11 protein-coding genes and 1 pseudogene are annotated in these 16,712 nt (G+C 36.5%); 1 reads left to right on the top strand and 11 read right to left on the bottom strand.

What is annotated here, in order from left to right:
• Nucleotides 1–36: 36 nt before the first annotated feature.
• The 5 genes from HNP81_RS06275 to HNP81_RS06255 form a co-directional block, all read right to left on the bottom strand.
• Nucleotides 37–870 carry a MurR/RpiR family transcriptional regulator gene (locus HNP81_RS06275; RefSeq protein WP_182501975.1) on the bottom strand — a complete coding sequence of 278 codons (834 nt, stop codon included), beginning with the start codon at nt 868–870 and terminating at the stop codon, nt 37–39.
• A gap of 285 nt (nt 871–1,155) precedes the next feature.
• Nucleotides 1,156–3,567 (bottom strand): sialidase family protein, encoded by a 2,412-nt coding sequence (locus tag HNP81_RS06270; RefSeq protein ID WP_182501974.1) that lies wholly within the window; start codon nt 3,565–3,567, stop codon nt 1,156–1,158.
• 441 nt (nt 3,568–4,008) lie between these two features.
• Nucleotides 4,009–4,494 carry an SRPBCC family protein gene (locus HNP81_RS06265; RefSeq protein WP_182501973.1) on the bottom strand — a complete coding sequence of 162 codons (486 nt, stop codon included), beginning with the start codon at nt 4,492–4,494 and terminating at the stop codon, nt 4,009–4,011.
• A gap of 392 nt (nt 4,495–4,886) precedes the next feature.
• A complete protein-coding gene (locus tag HNP81_RS06260; protein ID WP_182501972.1) occupies nt 4,887–5,693 on the bottom strand; it encodes an endonuclease I family protein in 807 nt (268 codons plus the stop codon).
• Nucleotides 5,693–6,655 (bottom strand): S8 family peptidase, encoded by a 963-nt coding sequence (locus HNP81_RS06255; protein WP_182501971.1) that lies wholly within the window; start codon nt 6,653–6,655, stop codon nt 5,693–5,695. Before HNP81_RS06255 ends, HNP81_RS06260 begins: the two co-directional genes overlap by 1 nt.
• A 619-nt stretch (nt 6,656–7,274) precedes the next feature.
• Between HNP81_RS06255 and HNP81_RS06250 the strand changes: the two genes are divergently transcribed.
• Complete coding sequence (locus tag HNP81_RS06250) at nt 7,275–8,495, top strand: cation:proton antiporter (RefSeq protein WP_182501970.1); 1,221 nt, start codon at nt 7,275–7,277, stop codon at nt 8,493–8,495.
• Nucleotides 8,496–8,780: 285 nt separating this feature from the next.
• Here HNP81_RS06250 and HNP81_RS06245 read toward each other — a convergent pair.
• The 6 genes and pseudogenes from HNP81_RS06245 to HNP81_RS06220 form a co-directional block, all read right to left on the bottom strand.
• A pseudogene (locus HNP81_RS06245) lies at nt 8,781–9,093 on the bottom strand (ABC transporter permease family protein); the annotation flags it as partial.
• A 510-nt stretch (nt 9,094–9,603) separates the two neighbouring features.
• Nucleotides 9,604–10,689, bottom strand: a complete 1,086-nt coding sequence (locus tag HNP81_RS06240; protein WP_182501969.1) for a GerAB/ArcD/ProY family transporter — start codon at nt 10,687–10,689, stop codon at nt 9,604–9,606.
• Between the two features lie 10 nt (nt 10,690–10,699).
• On the bottom strand, nt 10,700–11,869 hold the full coding sequence (locus tag HNP81_RS06235; RefSeq protein WP_182501968.1) for a Ger(x)C family spore germination protein: 1,170 nt from the start codon (nt 11,867–11,869) through the stop codon (nt 10,700–10,702).
• The gene (locus tag HNP81_RS06230) at nt 11,866–13,446 is read right to left on the bottom strand and encodes a spore germination protein (protein ID WP_182501967.1); all 1,581 of its coding nucleotides are present in this window, start codon (nt 13,444–13,446) and stop codon (nt 11,866–11,868) included. The genes HNP81_RS06235 and HNP81_RS06230 overlap by 4 nt, the downstream gene beginning before the upstream one ends.
• Nucleotides 13,447–13,830: 384 nt before the next feature.
• Entirely contained in the window at nt 13,831–15,078 is a 1,248-nt protein-coding gene (gene ystJ / locus HNP81_RS06225) for an NADP-dependent malic enzyme (RefSeq protein ID WP_182501966.1), read from the bottom strand.
• Between the two features lie 122 nt (nt 15,079–15,200).
• Entirely contained in the window at nt 15,201–16,619 is a 1,419-nt protein-coding gene (locus HNP81_RS06220) for an aspartate ammonia-lyase (RefSeq protein WP_182501965.1), read from the bottom strand.
• Nucleotides 16,620–16,712 lie beyond the last annotated feature (93 nt).

Here is a 16,712-nt window from a genome sequence, read left to right as displayed (position 1 = left end):
AACTAGTTACTTATTTTCTTTGACATTCAAAAAATCCTAGTAAAGCTTACTTGATGTATTTTTAGATATGTTCATGTGAATCGTTTTTGCCTTTTCAAAATTTTGCATGGTAATTCCCGTACATAAGAGGTCAATAAGATACAGCTGTGAGATTTTAGATACTAATGATCCACTATCTAGTGGACTCTCCTTAGCAGACGAGAATAATACTAAATCAGCAAACCTTGTTAATGGAGATTTAACATAACTAGTTAAGACAATAACCGTAGCTTTATTTCCCTTTGCAATTTCCACAGCATCTACAATGTCTTTTGTACTGCCTGTCAGACTAATTGCAATGACAACGGTTTTCTCAGTCGTAGACGATGCCCTCATAATTTGAAAATGCGAGTCAGTGATAACGCTAGCATGCTTTCCAATTCTCATTAGGCGATTCTGCATCTCTAACCCAGCTATTCCTGATGAGCCAATCCCAAATATTACTACATCATCGGATTGATTGATCATGTCTACTCCAGCTTGTAAATCTTCCAATCTTATGATTTCAGATGATTCATTTATTGCTTGTACCATATTATTTCTAATTTTTTTGATGATGGTTTCATGGCTATCTTTTTGTGCTGCTAGTGATGTTTCTTGTGCTAACAAAAACTTAAAATCCTGAAACCCTTTAAATCCCAGTTTTCTAAAAAAACGTAAAACAGTTGCTTCCGCTACACTACTAGCCTCTGATAACTCGGTTAAAGAATGATAGAGTACCTGTTGACTATGATCTCGAATGTATTCATATATTTTATTTTCTGATTTAGTAAATGTATGCTTATTTTGCTCCATTAAGATGGACGGTTTTATACCTATCAACTTATTCATAGGGTTGGTTGTAATTTTATTCACCTCCAAAAGGACATGGGGACGGGGCTTCACGACTTACTAATATAGCTAATCTACTTAGCAGGTAAACGGATTTTATCGAGAAAGCATCCAAAATTCCCGCTTCGCACCGCCACCATTATGATTAGGTGAGTGTAGCGTGTCATAGGATTTATTTTTCATAATATATGGTGGCGTTTTAACGCCATTGATGTTTTGTATAAAAAGAAACTGTTACGAAAAAAACAAAAATAATGACTTTTCGTAACAGCTCTAATCACTTAATTATTTACCTCTTACGATAATCTTAGCTGTGAGTTTGGCTGCGTCTTGATTTGCTTGAAATAATTCACCATAAACATTATAAATAGTAAGATTATTGTCAAATTCAAGCTCCGCAGTATATGCTTTTGGTTTAATATTTGGGACGATTCCTTCAAAAATGAAACGGGAGTTCTCGGTTTTTTCAACTAAGTCAAAATGGATTTCCTTTCCGCCAATCATGCCGTTCATACGTTTATTTCCAATTAACATAACATAGTCATCAAATACTACCTCTACTTGGATTTTATCTCCCGGTCGATAAGGTGTTGGTTTTTTAGATAAAATATTGAAAGATTTTAATATTGGTTCTGGTGCTGGTTTGTACTTCTGCCATATTAATTTTAGGTAATCAATGTTAAATTTAATATAGGACATTTCAGTATTTGCCGTTCCTTCATAAAATAGGCCAATTTCACCGTTTGATAAGTTAGTGAGACTGGAATATCCATAATGACCTTCTTTCACAAGCTGGCTATGTTTCCAGTTAAAAGCATACTTTGTCCGGCCATTTTCATATGTTCCATCTTCCTCAATCAACCCGACCTTAACAGTTCCATTTATTCTGCTTGCAGGATCACTTGCACTGGAGAAGATGACAGCTTCTTTGCCATCAACCTGTCCTTCATAACGAATAGCCGACATTTGGCTATATGGTGCAGTTAAAGCCTTCTCAGTCACTACTTCAGAATCCCAACTTTCCCCTCCATCAAAGCTAGTAGCAATTTGTGCATATCCTGAGTAATTCCGCATGAATAATTTCAGCTGACCGTCCGGCATTTCTACAACTTGTGATTCTGTTATTTCATGAGCAGAATTAGTAAAATATCTTTCATTAATTATTTCTTCACCTATTAGCCTACCTTCGTTTGGAGATTCCCCGCGATGCCATGTTTTACCGTGATCATCACTATAAATAATTGCACTCGCCTGTCTATTATGTTCATTTAGAAAATAAATAGGAAATACTAGTCTTCCTTCATTTGGACCCTTGGTTAACTGGATGCCGTTTCCTGGACCTGTTCCTAAAAATATCATCCATTCCTCTTTTACTTCATCGTTTAAATCAATAGGCCCTGTCCATGTTTCTCCCTCATCATCACTATAATACAGCTCAAGATAAGATGTTTTATGAGGTTTTAATGGAGAAGTTTGGCTGAAATAGTTGTCTATTTTTTCACCATTTACATATAAATTTCTATCTTCATCAACTGAATATTCGGTACGTTTTCCAGTTTCGTCATACACTATTCCATCTTCTCTAATTGTGTATTCATTATTATTTTCATCTTTTAAAAACATGTACTCTTTACCGTCTACGGTTTTAAAACCAGTCCCTTTATATGCATTTGTACCAAATCCCCCCATAAGTCCAGCTCCATGAGGAAAACCGTCAACAAGCGCAAAAATTCGTTCATTAGATTGATCCTGTAAAAGTGTCAAGTCAATATTAGATGCTTGATCTGGGTAATCATTGATGACGATTCCGTCCTTTTCCCATGTCAAACCCTGATCATAGCTTCTGCGGATTACTGCATCAATATTGTTTGGAGAATCACCTCCGTGTACAACACGGCGATCTATGCCAGCAATAAGTGTTCCTTTTTCACTATAGAGCAAAGCAGGAATTCGATAATTATTGGAATCCATAAAGCCGGGATAAAAAACGCTTAAAGGCTTTGTTACATCATCTGTATCAGGCATAGGATTTTCTAATGATTGAGCTTTGGTTTCCCCGGTTATTGCTGTTAGTACCTCATGAGAAAGCGGCTCATTGAAAACTTTCACAAAATCAATATTACCGTTGAATGGATATGGATTGCCTGATGACCTTTCCGTACGTCCTAATTGTGAGCTATCTGGTGCATAAATATTGCTTAAAAATTTCCTCGGAGACTGAGAATCCTCCTTTATTAATTCACCATCTAAAAAGTACTTGTACCCTTCTTCCTTGTCTAAAACCATCGCAAGGGTATAAACTTTATTTTCTTTCAAATTCACCTGGGCATTAACATGGACATTCTGCTTCGGTTCCCCTGGTTTCTCAAAGCGATTTTCACTGCCTATAGCTGTAGGGGTAATGTATAGATGAAAATGACCATCTCGGACTTGATTATTACTTAAAGAAAAAAGTGACATAATGGACGATCCAGTATATTGAAATCGTACAATAATCGTTCCTTCATCCACGCTTTTCAACTTATCGACTTGATTATTTAAGTTCGTGAAATATCCGTCTTTAATCTTCTGGTTTTCTACGTGTAAAATCGGGTCTGGTATATTAGCAGATGACATAGCAGAAACGAATTTCTCTTGACCCAAAATGAAAATAGTTATAAGGAATGAAAATATGAACATTGTAAATTTTTTCGCCAAAAATATCTCTCCTTTAATTAAATGATCATGTGATTCTCTTTCTTCTAAACATACAAAGTGGAGCTAAAATCACCGTGTTAACGCTTTCATTTTTTTAAAATACCTTTTACATAAATATTTTCAAAAGTCACCTCACTTCATTTACTTTGTTAACATGATGGTAAATTTCAATCATGTCAGGGAAAGAATAACATAATTGATAGATAGTTATCTTTATATTTAAAATATTGACAACTTATTGTCAATAATAATATAGAAATTCCTGTAAAACATGAGCAATCGGTACCATATAAGGGAAATTATCCATTAAAATTAAGATTATGGGTCGGATTTTTGATTAGCGCACCAGAATGAATACATTTCGTACCAACTTTCATTATGAAAATAAAAAACACCAACCGAAGTCTCGGCCAGTGTTTGATCTACTTTTAATTAAACTACTTACTCTTGATTTTCACTTACTTCTTTTACAGCCACTGTATACTTCTCGTACCACTGTTTCCATTCTACTTCTCGTTCTATTTTTCTACCATCCAGTAATGCTTGAATAACATCAAGACAAACATGCCAGCCAGCAAGATCCCTTGGCGTATGATCCGTGATGGTATCAATTTTTTCAATTAATACTAATAAACAACCATCCTGTTCAGGATACAATTCAAACCGAACAAGATCTTTGTCCCAGGTAAATTCCAATACTGAATTTAGCTTAAAATCTGTAATTGTAAACTTTTCAAACGTACCGTCTTGCATATCGAACTTAATGATTCCACCTTTACGAAGCTCATCAATTCGAAGCTCGGAAAACCAGGCTGCTAGTTTGTCGTTTTCTGTCAACATCGCCCAAACCTTTTCAACCGAGTGTTTTACATGCCGCTCGAATCGAGCAATATACCCATGTTCACCTTTTTTTAATTTAGCTAACATAATTCTTCCTCCCAGTTGCTCGATTTACGATTTAATAACCTATACAGCCTATCATACACTAAAATAAACGATTTCCAAAGATGCCCATCTAAATCCTTAGAGTGGCCAGAATAGCCCCAGTCATGTTCCTTTGGTTGACTTGGTAATGTTCCGCCAACTACTTTTGCCCTTTTTAAAAGAGAATCTACCTCTTCTTTACTTTCCGCAATATAGCTTAAGATGAAGTCCGAGTATCTATGTAATGTATTCGATTGATAGGCTATCTTATTAATAACTAGAATGGCTCCACAACAAAAGCAGGTGTCTCAAAAATAAAGAGTCAGACCCTTATGAGACACCTGCTTTTTTAGTTTATCCTGCTTAAGGGGCAGTAACCCCCACTAATTGAAGTTTCACTTTATGATCTGCTCCGCCAATTCAGGATAATCAATAAACGGATTACGATTCCCCTGTAGTTCTTGGATTGCTTGATTGCGGTGCATCTCGTATCGTGATACAGGGAATTGTTTATGCCATTCTATTAAAAGTGTAAGATTCGTCAGCTCTTGATGAATCGTATTAGGATAACGAGTTAGAAAATAAAACGTTGCCCTAGCGACAATACCTTTACCGTATTCAGGTTCAAATTTTCCTGAATCTGATTTTCCACATCCGTCCTTCACACCTGTAATTCTTGCCTCAGGTACATAATCTTGAAAATCATCATACGGATAGTTGCTGCGACTGCTATTACAGCTTGGTTCACAGGCAAATAGATGATGTAAATCTCCACGCATTGGCTCTTTTTTTAGAAACCAAGATTGTGGAACAACATGCTCGCAGTTTAATAGATTTCTACCGGAAAATCCGCTAATTCGGCCTATCTCTCGGTTTTCATGAAGAATAAGATCCTCTTCTATAACGGTTAGAGGGTCCATTCCTTTTCCTGAATAGAGACTTTTCAGCTCACCATTTTCCTGAAGATCAACCCAAGGATATAAAAAACGATGCGGGGCATACCCGAGTTTATTATTATGGGTTTCTTGAAGCAAGATGGTTAGATTTTTTTTCAAATGATCATCAAAGATTATTCGAGAATAATAGTCTTGCTTCATTTCATTATCTGTCTCAACATCATAGTACGGTCGATTTTTGAGATTCCTAATGTAAGTCGCTTGAATCGTTTCCCACTCATGAGCTAATAAGTTTAACTCCTTCATCAGCTACTCAACACTTGTGTAGTTAATTTTTCACTGAAGACTTCCTTTAAATGGTCAACAGCTGTTAAATATAATAAACCATTCCCTTCAAGCTTTGGTGAATTGCCCAACGGAACGGTTCTCTTGATGAGCTGTGCATAAAGCTCCGGCTCAGTCAAATTCCTTTCAAAACTTTTATTCGAAATCTCCTTGATTAACGCCAGCGCACCTGAGATGTGAGGCGTAGCCATCGATGTTCCGCTTAGCTTTGCATATTTCCCACCCAAATAGGTGGAAAGAATCTCTTCGCCAGGTGCCACTAGGTCCACTTCTTTATTCGAATTTGTAAAATCAGATGAGCGACGATTTAAATCTACAGAACCTACGCTTATTACTTCATTATAACAGCCAGGATAGCCTAATTCATCTGTTGTATCCCGACCATCTCCCTCATTTCCTGCTGCACAAACGACGAGGATATGCTTTGCGATGGCATTCTGAATCGCTTGATGTAATTCAGGTACATCCTCAGGACCACCGAGGCTCATAGATATGATGTCCACTTTCTGCTCCACTGCATAATTGATACCGTTAATAATCCACTCATACTGGCCAGACCCTCGATGATCTAACACTTTTAAAATTAATAAATTTGCTTCCGGCGCAACCCCGACGACACCCACTCCATTTTCAACAGCGGCAATTGTCCCCGCTACATGTGTTCCATGACCATTATAATCCTTGAAAATATCAGAATTACCGTTGTCATCTTCCGTAAAGTTCCGGCCGCCAATAATCCTCCCTTGCAAATCTGGGTGGTCTACATCACAACCGGTGTCCAGAATTGCAACCGTAATGTCCTTTCCTTTCGACTTCTCCCACAGCTTTGGAGCCTGAATAAGCTCAATTCCCTTTGGCACCTCTGCAACCGTTTCAACCACTGCATCTACCTGATACGGAATCAATCGTACTTTTCGCTCCATTATTACCCCTCCTGATAGGATGAATTCGTAGCATTATCTAAGTTGTTACCATTATTTTAACAATTCAAAAAAACAAATACCAGAGTCTTTTGACTTATTATAGAACAAATGTTCTGAACGCATATCATTTTAACTAAATTACGGAAATTGCTTCTAAAAGAATGCCCTGTATCTGTTTTATAATAGTAGTAACAAAAAATAAGGCAGATTAGGAGGTTACTCTCTATTAAGGGGAATTACCACGTAAAATTTCATAATTGAAATCTTATGAAGCATCAAAAAAATGTAGCTAGTATCTTGAAAGCGCCCTATTCTTGAATAACAGACATAACTTCAATTAGCTTCCAAAAGGAAGTTCATAGGAATCTCAAAGTTTAGCAGATGCAATGAAAAGATCGTTCCTTGAAGAGACAAGCACAGAGGTTGATAATATAAAAAACTTAAGCGTTATTAGTCCGGTAGAACATGTATTTTCTCGAAAGTATCCTTACAGAACGAGCCTTCTGTGGCCATTGAAAAATTCTACCAAATGCTTACTTTTTGAGTATGCCCAAGCTTGATAGACTTTTTGGACTAGTCCCGATATACTTTTTCATTAGTAAAAAAAGGAGTGTATGTTTTGTTTCAATTCTTATTGAGTTTATTGATCGTAATAATGATTTCTCAGTTATTTGGCACTCTAGCAAAAATGGTAGGCCAGCCCAAAGTAGTCGGGGAGATGATTGGCGGTATTTTAGTAGGTCCTTCATTTTTAGGTGCCTTGTTCCCTGAGATCCAAGAGTGGCTGTTTAATAAAGATATAAAAGAACAATTATTCCTATTAAGTCAGCTCGGAATATCTTTATATATGTTTATAATAGGAATTCAAGTAGGTAAAGAAAACATAGAAGACAGGCTAATAAAAAACGCTGTACAACTTGCACTAGTGGGGATCATCCCTACTTTTCTTATGACATTCGCAATCAGTTGGTATTTTTATCCTTATTTAAAACAAACATTAACCACTCAATTAATCTATTCTTTGTTTATGTCAGCTAGTATCTCTGTAACTGCCTTTCCCGTACTAGTACGGATTTTAGATCAACAAAAGATGATTAGAACAAAGTTAGGGAGATTTGTTGTCCTAGGTGCAAGTATAGATGATCTCATTGCATGGATCATGCTGCCAATTATTCTTTCTATTGCTAGCCTAAACTTTTCAGTTAACAGTATGAGCATGATCATTTATATAATTATTTACCTTTTAGTAATGTTTTTTGTTATCAGGCCTATTTTAAAATATATTGTTTTAAATAAGTATAATATGTTAAATAATGAATTTTTTGCATTATTTCTTTTTGTTTTTTTATGCAGCAGTCTTGTATCAGAAAAAATTGGACTTCATGCTATTTATGGAGGGTTTATAGCAGGATTAATCGTACCAAGATTAGATAGAGTCACCAAAGAGTTAGATACTAAAATCTCAGATTTTGTAAATACACTTTTGGTTCCTATTTACTTCGTAAGTTCTGGTTTTAATGTTGACTTAAGCTCTTTTACAAGCAGTAATCATTTAGTCATCGTTTTATTGTTTATTGGAATGGCATTTATAAGCAAATATTTTGTATGTATGATTTATGCAAGAATAATAGGTTATAGTTGGGAAGAATCCAGTGCTATCGGGGCTTTAATGAATGCACGAGGATTAATGATCTTGATATTTGCCAACATAGGTTTAAGTAGTAAATTAATTTCTGACACTGATTATAGTATTTTGTTCCTTGTCGCGGTTATTACCACTGCCCTTACTTCCCCATTAGTAAAATGGTCTTTATACCGTAAAACAAAGGTTCAGGTATAAAGATTTAGTAACAAACGGTATTGCTAATCAAGAATCTAGTCCCTCACATTAAAAATTGCACAATTAAAGATAAGATCAGTTTTTTAAACATCTTTTGTAACCAATTATCAAAGTGACGGGTAGATGACAACTTTATTATTCCTATACAATGATTTGTTATAAATGAAAAGAAATAAGGGTGAAATATACTAGACATGTCTAGTATATTTCACCCTTATTTCTAAACCTTTTTTTGAAAAATGGATATGGTTCTTCTTCTAAGTTTATGACCTGCTTCCGACACTATTATGACAGAACTTTTAGCTTCTTTTTAATGCGTGTTGCGAAGATCTCAATGCAGATTGCTACAATTAGGATAAAATAAGTGATTGCGCCGATTTCACGCAAGTCAAAGTTAAATCCACTTGCCATGAACATATCGAAGCCAATTCCTCCTGCTCCTGCGCCCATTGCCACTGCCACGGCGAAATTATTCTCAAAACGCATGAATGTCCATGAAACCATATCAGTAATCGATGATGGGATGACAGCTTGGAACACAATTTGCCCCGCTTGCTTGCAAAGCTAAAATCGCACCTTTATCAAATTCTTCAAAGGTGAAACATTAATTGTTTAATTGGAACATCGAATTTCCGTAATCCACTTGAATCTTTTAAATTCGATAGAGAATGTCGTATACAAGTATTCCTTTTTTCGGATAGTTTAGTTAAATAGTGCTATCGTATTCTCCATCGGGTGGGTCCATATAAACAATTTCTCTGCTATCAGACACGTCTTTCCTTCTATCAAAAACTTTATAAAATCCTTGGACCCTAACATATTTTCATCCACCTTAATAATCCACTGTACCCCGAACGTTATTCCAATGATCACACCTTAGTAATAGGAACTTGTAATTACTATGTCAATCCCTTTGATGCTAGTAGTTACAGTCAACTGTTGGAGAATGGTCAATGTCATTTAAGCTTTCATTTCAAAAAGCAAATTCTTATTTAAGAATGATCCTAAAAAGCCTCGCTTCCACATCATGGCCCGCATAAGTGAGAGGTGCTTTCTTCGACTTTTTAAAATGACTTTAATCTGCTTAATAAGAATGAATTAGGGGAATCTACTGTTTCTTTTTTCGTATACTTGCCACAATCCATAATAAAAGGGGAATTCCGATAATATTGACCGGAAACACAAAAGGAATCCAATACTTATTTATATATTCCACTTCAGTTATTGTGACATTTGGAAAGAGCAAGGCATATACGAATGAAAAAGCAGCCACAAACCAAATAGTTTTTCGCCATTCTTTGATTTTAAGCCATTGAGCTGTTCCGTAGCTGGCCATAAAGAAATACAATGAATTTATAATAAAACTACTTAGTATCCAGATTAATAGGACTAAAAGATCTACGTTTTGGATAAACCCCATTACGGAGATAAATCCAATCGCATCTATAACAGGATATTTTAGTTTTTCTGCTACCTCAGGACCTAAAGTCATAAGTACAACCATTGAACTTGCACATAGCGCCAATCCAGAAAGAGCAACTCCCCATATTGCTCTTGAAGGTCCTTGCTTTGGTTGAGCCATGAATGAAACAAACATCATCATCATAACAGACTCCCCCAAATAAGAATCAAGGTACAAAGTTCCTTTAAGTATCGGACGCAATCCGGAATCTGAATATAAAGGTAGTATTTTGCTAAAATCGAGATTTGGAACAACTAGGATGAATGTTATTACTCCTGAAAAAACCAGTATTATCCCGAAAACTTCGCTACATCGGCCAATTCCTTCTATTCCTCCGCCTGCAGTGACATAGATAACTAACAAAAGCATTGTCAAGATCAACGCCCATAAAGGTGTTGTTGGGAGCAACAATGTGATTGTGAAATCAGCAAATTGTCTTAAATTATAGCCAATCACCGAGTACCATTGGAAAAGATATGTAATCACAACAATGTTTCCTATCCACTTACCTAAAATGGTTTTACTGTATTCAATTAAGGTTTGATTGGGATACAAAAGGCTCACTTTGGTTGCGACAAAGACAATCAGTACCCCGAAAATAATGGCGATTAGATAGGAAATCCAAGCGTCTTGTTTCGCGTCTCTAATTGCTGTACCCATGGTCGTTATAAGCATATTTCCTGAAACAAAAGTGAACATTATCCAAAATATTTGGACTCCTGAGATTTTCATTTTTTTGATCTCACTTTCTTAAGGATGGACCTGACATTCCTACTCGTCGAATGGTCAAGTTTACTTTCACAGTGACATCAGCATCTGAAAATTTTTTGTCCCAATCATTCATTAAATCTCTCCACTGGTACGGTATCTGTTTATGAATTACCTCACCAAACCCAAAAATATCTGTTCCGTATTCTGTTTGAACTTTTGTAATGGTATGAGCAACTTGCTTTTTATATTGTTTATTAAATTCGTTTTGCATGAACTCAAGGTTTTTAGGTTGCGTTAAGTCTAAATTTGTATTATTTTCGATCACAGCTCCTTCTCCAGTCAATACAATGGTAAATTTTATGTTTTTATTTCTGCTGATTTCTGGTATGACTTTGCTTCCCATTTTGTCTAAATCCAAACTGACATTGCCATCCTCTATTAGAATAGTAAGCGAACGTTTCTTCAGGACCTCCATGATCCAAAGCTGGTCCCTATATTCTTCCATGTTTAAATACCCACACAATTTAAGATCTTGATCAAAAACGGCACTTCCTGTCAACTGGTAGGACTTTTCACCTTTTTTACCTACGCCTTCACCATCTTGAAAATTCCCAATTTCAATCGCAGGCAGGCTTGGACGTATCCCCTTACTGTTCACTGCTTTGAGGAAATGTAAATATGAAGTATCACTCATCCCCCCAGCTTGAGAGTGTTCCTTTAGTGGCGCTTCAGCAGGAATATTTTCTAATGGGTAGGATAGGTTAAGCATGTCTATTGCTGTACCTTTTTTCACAACAAATGCATCGGTTCGCAAACTGGCATTCGGGTCCTTGATAGTAAAGTCAAGCTGATTTTTGAGGCCTAGTTTCGCAAATTCCTCCCCCAATAAAAGAACCCTACGTTGTCCATAAAATGCTTTCCTTGAAAGTTTCATCTGTATTTTCTGTGTTGCATCGGTTATATTTTTCCCTATGGCTGAAATTAAAAAAAAATTTTTTTCTCCATTACCTCCTCCCCCATTTTGGGGATTCATACTGGAGGGAATTAAAATTTGTCCGGTCAATTGAATGCCCTCTTTTTCTATAGCGTCCAATCCTGTTGCTATCCAAATGGCACGATTATTTATCTCAACCCGATCCCAACAACCTGATGTGAACAAAAGGGAAGAGTAGATTACAAAACAAATCAGTCGTCTGTTCATTTACTATTCCTCCCCTGTTTTGGACTAGGTTTTTGTCCTTTTGGAATGCGCTTTTTATTTCGACCAGCAAAAAATTCACGACGATAATTGAATGCCCATCTAGGTGTCCTTATCACGATATCCTTTAAATCCCTTAGAATAAGTGGAGCAACCGGGCTGAAATAAGGAACACCATATGACCGAAGATTGACAAGGTGAATAATAAGAGCAATAAAACCTATGACAATTCCGTAAAAGCCAAGACACCCTGCTAGAATCAGCATGACGTACCGAAGCATTTGAAAAGCATTTCCAAAACTATAGCGTGGTATGCCAAACGAAGCTATACCAGTTGTGGCTACAACAATCACCATCGGGGCAGAAACAATTCCGGCTTGTACAGCTGCCTGACCGATAACGAGCGCTCCCACAATACTGACAGCTGAACCAACGGGTTTGGGTAACCTAATGCCTGCTTCGCGAAGACCGTCAAACATAAATTCCATGAGAAATACTTCAATTACGGCTGGAAACGGAACAGATTCACGGGAAGCAGCAATGCTGATAAGTAGACTGGTCGGAATGAGTTTTGGATGATATGTGGTTAGGGCAACATAGATCGATGGAAAAAATATGCATACATTCAGTAATATAAAACGAATAATCCTTATGAAAGTCGCATACATAAACCGTTCATAATAATCACCCGCAGCTTGGAATCCACTCCAAAATGTCATCGGTAGCACCAAGGCAAATGGAGTATTATCCACGAGTATGGCAACTTTCCCTTCCAACAAGCTCGATGCTACAATATCTGGTCTTTCGGTATTTTGGATTTGTGGGAATGGAGAATAAGGATTATCTTCAATAAATTCCTCAATATACTCCGACTCCAGCACCCCATCTATTTGTATTCTCTTTAATCTCGTACGAACTTCATCCAAAATGGAATCCTGAACAATACCATCAATATAAGCAATTATTACATCAGTCTGTGAGAATTCACCAATCGTAATTGGTTCCGTTTTTAGGCTTGTACTCCTTATCCTTCTACGTAAAAGACTTGTATTAGTCCTTAAATTTTCAATAAATCCATCTCTCGGCCCACGAATAACGACTTCGGTCGATGGTTCTTCAATACCTCGTTTTTCGTATCCTTTCAATTCTGCCAGTAAAGCATCTGTTTCTCCATCAACTATTATCCCGACATTTGCCTTCAACACCCCATCAACAAGTTCACTCATTTTCGAAACAGTGGTAACTTGAGAGATCGCGACAAGGTGTTGTTTCAAAATTTGTCCAATTTGACGAACTTCACCCATTCCTTCCGGAAGTCCTTCAAACATCATTGGTTTTAAAAATACTTCGTCAAGCGTCTTTGCATCACTTAATCCATCCACATATATCACAAATATTTTAGTTTCTCCGGATATATAAATTGGTCGTATGACAAAATCAGAACAGTTTTGAAAACTTTCTTTTAACACTTTCTCGTTTGTTGAAATTTCTGAGCTCAACATATCTTTGTTAATATGAGAGGGTAGAGAATCTATTTTTTTATTTTTTTGTATTTTTTCCCATTTTCCTATTTTCTTCATTCTCTAACCTCCCTTGCTTCACAATGTAATTTTCCCAATTAGTGACAACGTATACACATTAAGACCTAGTAATTGTAATTTTGTTACCATTCTTATAAATTTTCTTTCAGTTGGGAACACTGCGAACTGTTTAAGAACGCCTCGATAAGGTGAGAATGGACAATGCCATTATTGTTATCTTTAGTACACAAACTGGAAACACCGAGTTTCTGTCTTATAATGTTCGATAAACACAAAATAGACTGTTGAGAAAAATTTTCTCAACAGTCTAAAAAGAGGAACACATTTCGAAGTAACAATCTGTATATCTAATTCATTACTCGGTGTAGCACCTTATTTACTAAACAACCAAGTTATTAGATCAGGTTTATATTTCTACTAGTTTTATACAAAAACATTTTGTTTTTCTTCCACTAAGGCTAATAGGTGCTTTTTAATTTCAGCTACATCTATATTTTTTTGTGAAACACCCGTTTCCATTGCAGCGTTAGCAACAGCAACAGCTACATGAGCAGCCACTCTGCGATCAAACGGATCAGGAATCACATAATCAGTATGAAGATCATCAGCCCCTATTAGGTCAGCGATTGCAAAAACTGCCGCCAGTTTCATTTCTTCATTAATTTCCTTAGCTCGTACATCTAAAGCACCTCGGAAAATACCAGGGAATGCGAGTACGTTGTTCACCTGATTCGGGAAATCCGAACGTCCTGTACCTACAACTAATGCTCCAGCAGCTTTTGCACGATCCGGCATAATTTCAGGCGTGGGGTTAGCCATCGCAAATATTATAGGATCACGATTCATGGAACGAACCATTTCTTCTGTCACCGCTCCAGCAGCGGATACTCCAACGAACACATCGGCTCCCTTAAGAGCGTCTTCCAATACGCCATGTTTTTTCTCTATGTTGGTGATCTTCGCAATTTCTTCTTTAATTGGATTCATTCCGAATGGTCGCCCTTCATAAATGATCCCTTTTGTATCACATAAGATAATATCTTTTACTCCCATATGGTGTAAGAGCTTCACAATTGCTACACCCGCTGCTCCAGCACCGTTCCCCACTACACGGATTTCCTCTATTTTTTTGTCTGCTAGTTTCAAAGCATTGATTAACCCAGCAGCCGTTACAATGGCTGTCCCATGCTGATCATCATGAAAAATAGGGATTTGACATGTTTTCTTTAAACGTTCTTCTATCTCAAAACACTGTGGCGCCGCAATGTCTTCAAGGTTCACTCCACCAAAGGTCGGCTCTAATAATCGGACCGTTTCCACAATTTTGTCTGAATCCTTTGTTTCCAAGCAAATTGGGAATGCGTCTACATCTGCAAAGGTTTTGAATAACGCTGCTTTACCTTCCATAACTGGCATGGCTGCTTTGGGACCAATATTTCCGAGACCGAGCACAGCTGTTCCATTTGATACAACAGCCACAAGATTTCCTTTCATTGTATAATCGTACACTTTTCTATCATCATTATGAATTTCCAAGCAAGGCTCCGCTACACCGGGAGAATATGCAAGACTTAAGTCTTTTGCGTTACGTACTGGAACCTTTAAACAAACACCTAGTTTGCCTTTCTTTTCTTTGTGCAAGTTTAGAGCTTCTTCTCGTAAATTTGACATATCCTATCTCCTAACGTGTGAATTTTCTTTCCTTTAAGTATATAGACTGAACATTTGAACAAAAAAAACGGTCAAACGTACTTTTTAAGCAAAACAGTATAAAACTAATTTAAGAATTTACTTTATTTAGCCGTTATAAAATTTAACAAATGATGCATTTTTACAGAATCCGTTAAGTTTTCAGGATTTAGTAACTTCGACGCTTCCTCTTCCTTTAAAAGTCCTTTTTCAACGACTACTTCTTTAATGGTTGAGTTTTTTTCATGTGCTTCTAAAGCTACCTCGTTCGCTACTCGGTACCCGAATAGAGAAGAAATAACGATAGATAAAGATAACGATTTTTCAGCATTATTTAAGCAAATCTTTTTATTAACTTCAATACCATCTAGGCATTTTTCAGTAAATAACCTGATTCCATTCGTTAAGATAGAAAAAGATTCAAATAAATTTTTCAAAATAATCGGTTCCCAGATGTTTAGATCCAGTTCACCTCGATCTACAGCGAATGTAATCGCTTGATCATTTCCATATACATCAAAACAAACTTGCATCATCATTTCAGGTATACATGGATTGATTTTTCCTGGCATAATAGAAGAACCCGGCTGTACCGCAGGCAAATTAATTTCAGCAAAACCTGCCCTTGGACCTGATGAAAGTAATCTTAAATCGCTGGACACTTTCGATAATCCACTCGATAATCCTTTTAAGTAAGCAGAGATTTTTATATAAATATCGGCATTTTGCAGTCCATCAAAGAAATTCTCCTCTTTATAGACGGATAAGTTGGATACCTCTGGCAAATATTCGTACATCTTTTCGGTATATCCAGGAGCAGCTCCGATACCTGTGCCAACTGCTGTTGCACCAACGATAATAGACAAGCATTCTTTTTGAAGTTTCTTTATGTCTTCTACTTGTCTTTTGATAAAAGAATGATACCCGCTAAATTGTTGACCAAGTGTAATAGGGACAGCATCTTGGAGACAAGTTCTTGCTATTTTCACGATACTGGAGAATTCATCCACTTTATCTACCAATGAGGATTCGATTTTATTTAAACTAATTAATAAATCTTCTATATAGAAAAAACAAGCCATTTTCATTGCACTTGGAAGTACATCATTCGTTGATTGAGACATATTTACATGTTCATTCGGATGTATGTAATCATATCCTTTATGACCTGTCAGTAATTCATTTGCCCGGTTAGCGATCACTTCGTTGACATTCATATTAATGGAAACTCCACCGCCACCTTGATAAATGTCTACAGGAAATTGATTTGTCATTTTTCCATCTATTATTTCATCTGCGGCTTGACAAATGACGATTTTCTTCTCTTGTTCAAGTACACCGACACTGTGATTAGACAATGCCGCTGCTTTTTTAATAAAGGCCATACTTCTTATTAAGTGGGGATATAATTCTACCGTTCGACCAGAAATGGAGAAATTCTGACAGGCCCGAACCGTTTGTATCCCGTAATAAACCTCTTCATCAATTTCCAATTCTCCAATTAAATCTTTTTCTAATCGCATTTTTTATCACCCCTTACTTTCTGTTAGGACAAAAAAAGGGTGTTTAAATTGATTAATGATTGCAATTTTAACACCCTTCACTTTAATGAAATT

Source organism: Peribacillus huizhouensis, assembly GCF_014138605.1.
Classification (GTDB): domain Bacteria; phylum Bacillota; class Bacilli; order Bacillales; family DSM-1321; genus Peribacillus; species Peribacillus huizhouensis.
Note: the sequence above shows the minus strand (reverse complement) of the source record. Positions and strands in the feature narration are given on the sequence as shown.

What these genes read in the sequence shown, in the direction of transcription:
- ystJ (WP_182501966.1), bottom strand. Translation starts at nt 15,078, where the DNA reads ATGTCAAATTTACGAGAAGAAGCTCTAAACTTGCACAAAGAAAAGAAA.
- HNP81_RS06240 (WP_182501969.1), bottom strand. Translation starts at nt 10,689, where the DNA reads ATGAAAATCTCAGGAGTCCAAATATTTTGGATAATGTTCACTTTTGTT.
- HNP81_RS06230 (WP_182501967.1), bottom strand. Translation starts at nt 13,446, where the DNA reads ATGAAGAAAATAGGAAAATGGGAAAAAATACAAAAAAATAAAAAAATA.
- HNP81_RS06275 (WP_182501975.1), bottom strand. Translation starts at nt 870, where the DNA reads ATGAATAAGTTGATAGGTATAAAACCGTCCATCTTAATGGAGCAAAAT.
- HNP81_RS06255 (WP_182501971.1), bottom strand. Translation starts at nt 6,655, where the DNA reads ATGGAGCGAAAAGTACGATTGATTCCGTATCAGGTAGATGCAGTGGTT.
- HNP81_RS06235 (WP_182501968.1), bottom strand. Translation starts at nt 11,869, where the DNA reads ATGAACAGACGACTGATTTGTTTTGTAATCTACTCTTCCCTTTTGTTC.
- HNP81_RS06220 (WP_182501965.1), bottom strand. Translation starts at nt 16,619, where the DNA reads ATGCGATTAGAAAAAGATTTAATTGGAGAATTGGAAATTGATGAAGAG.
- HNP81_RS06260 (WP_182501972.1), bottom strand. Translation starts at nt 5,693, where the DNA reads ATGAAGGAGTTAAACTTATTAGCTCATGAGTGGGAAACGATTCAAGCG.
- HNP81_RS06265 (WP_182501973.1), bottom strand. Translation starts at nt 4,494, where the DNA reads ATGTTAGCTAAATTAAAAAAAGGTGAACATGGGTATATTGCTCGATTC.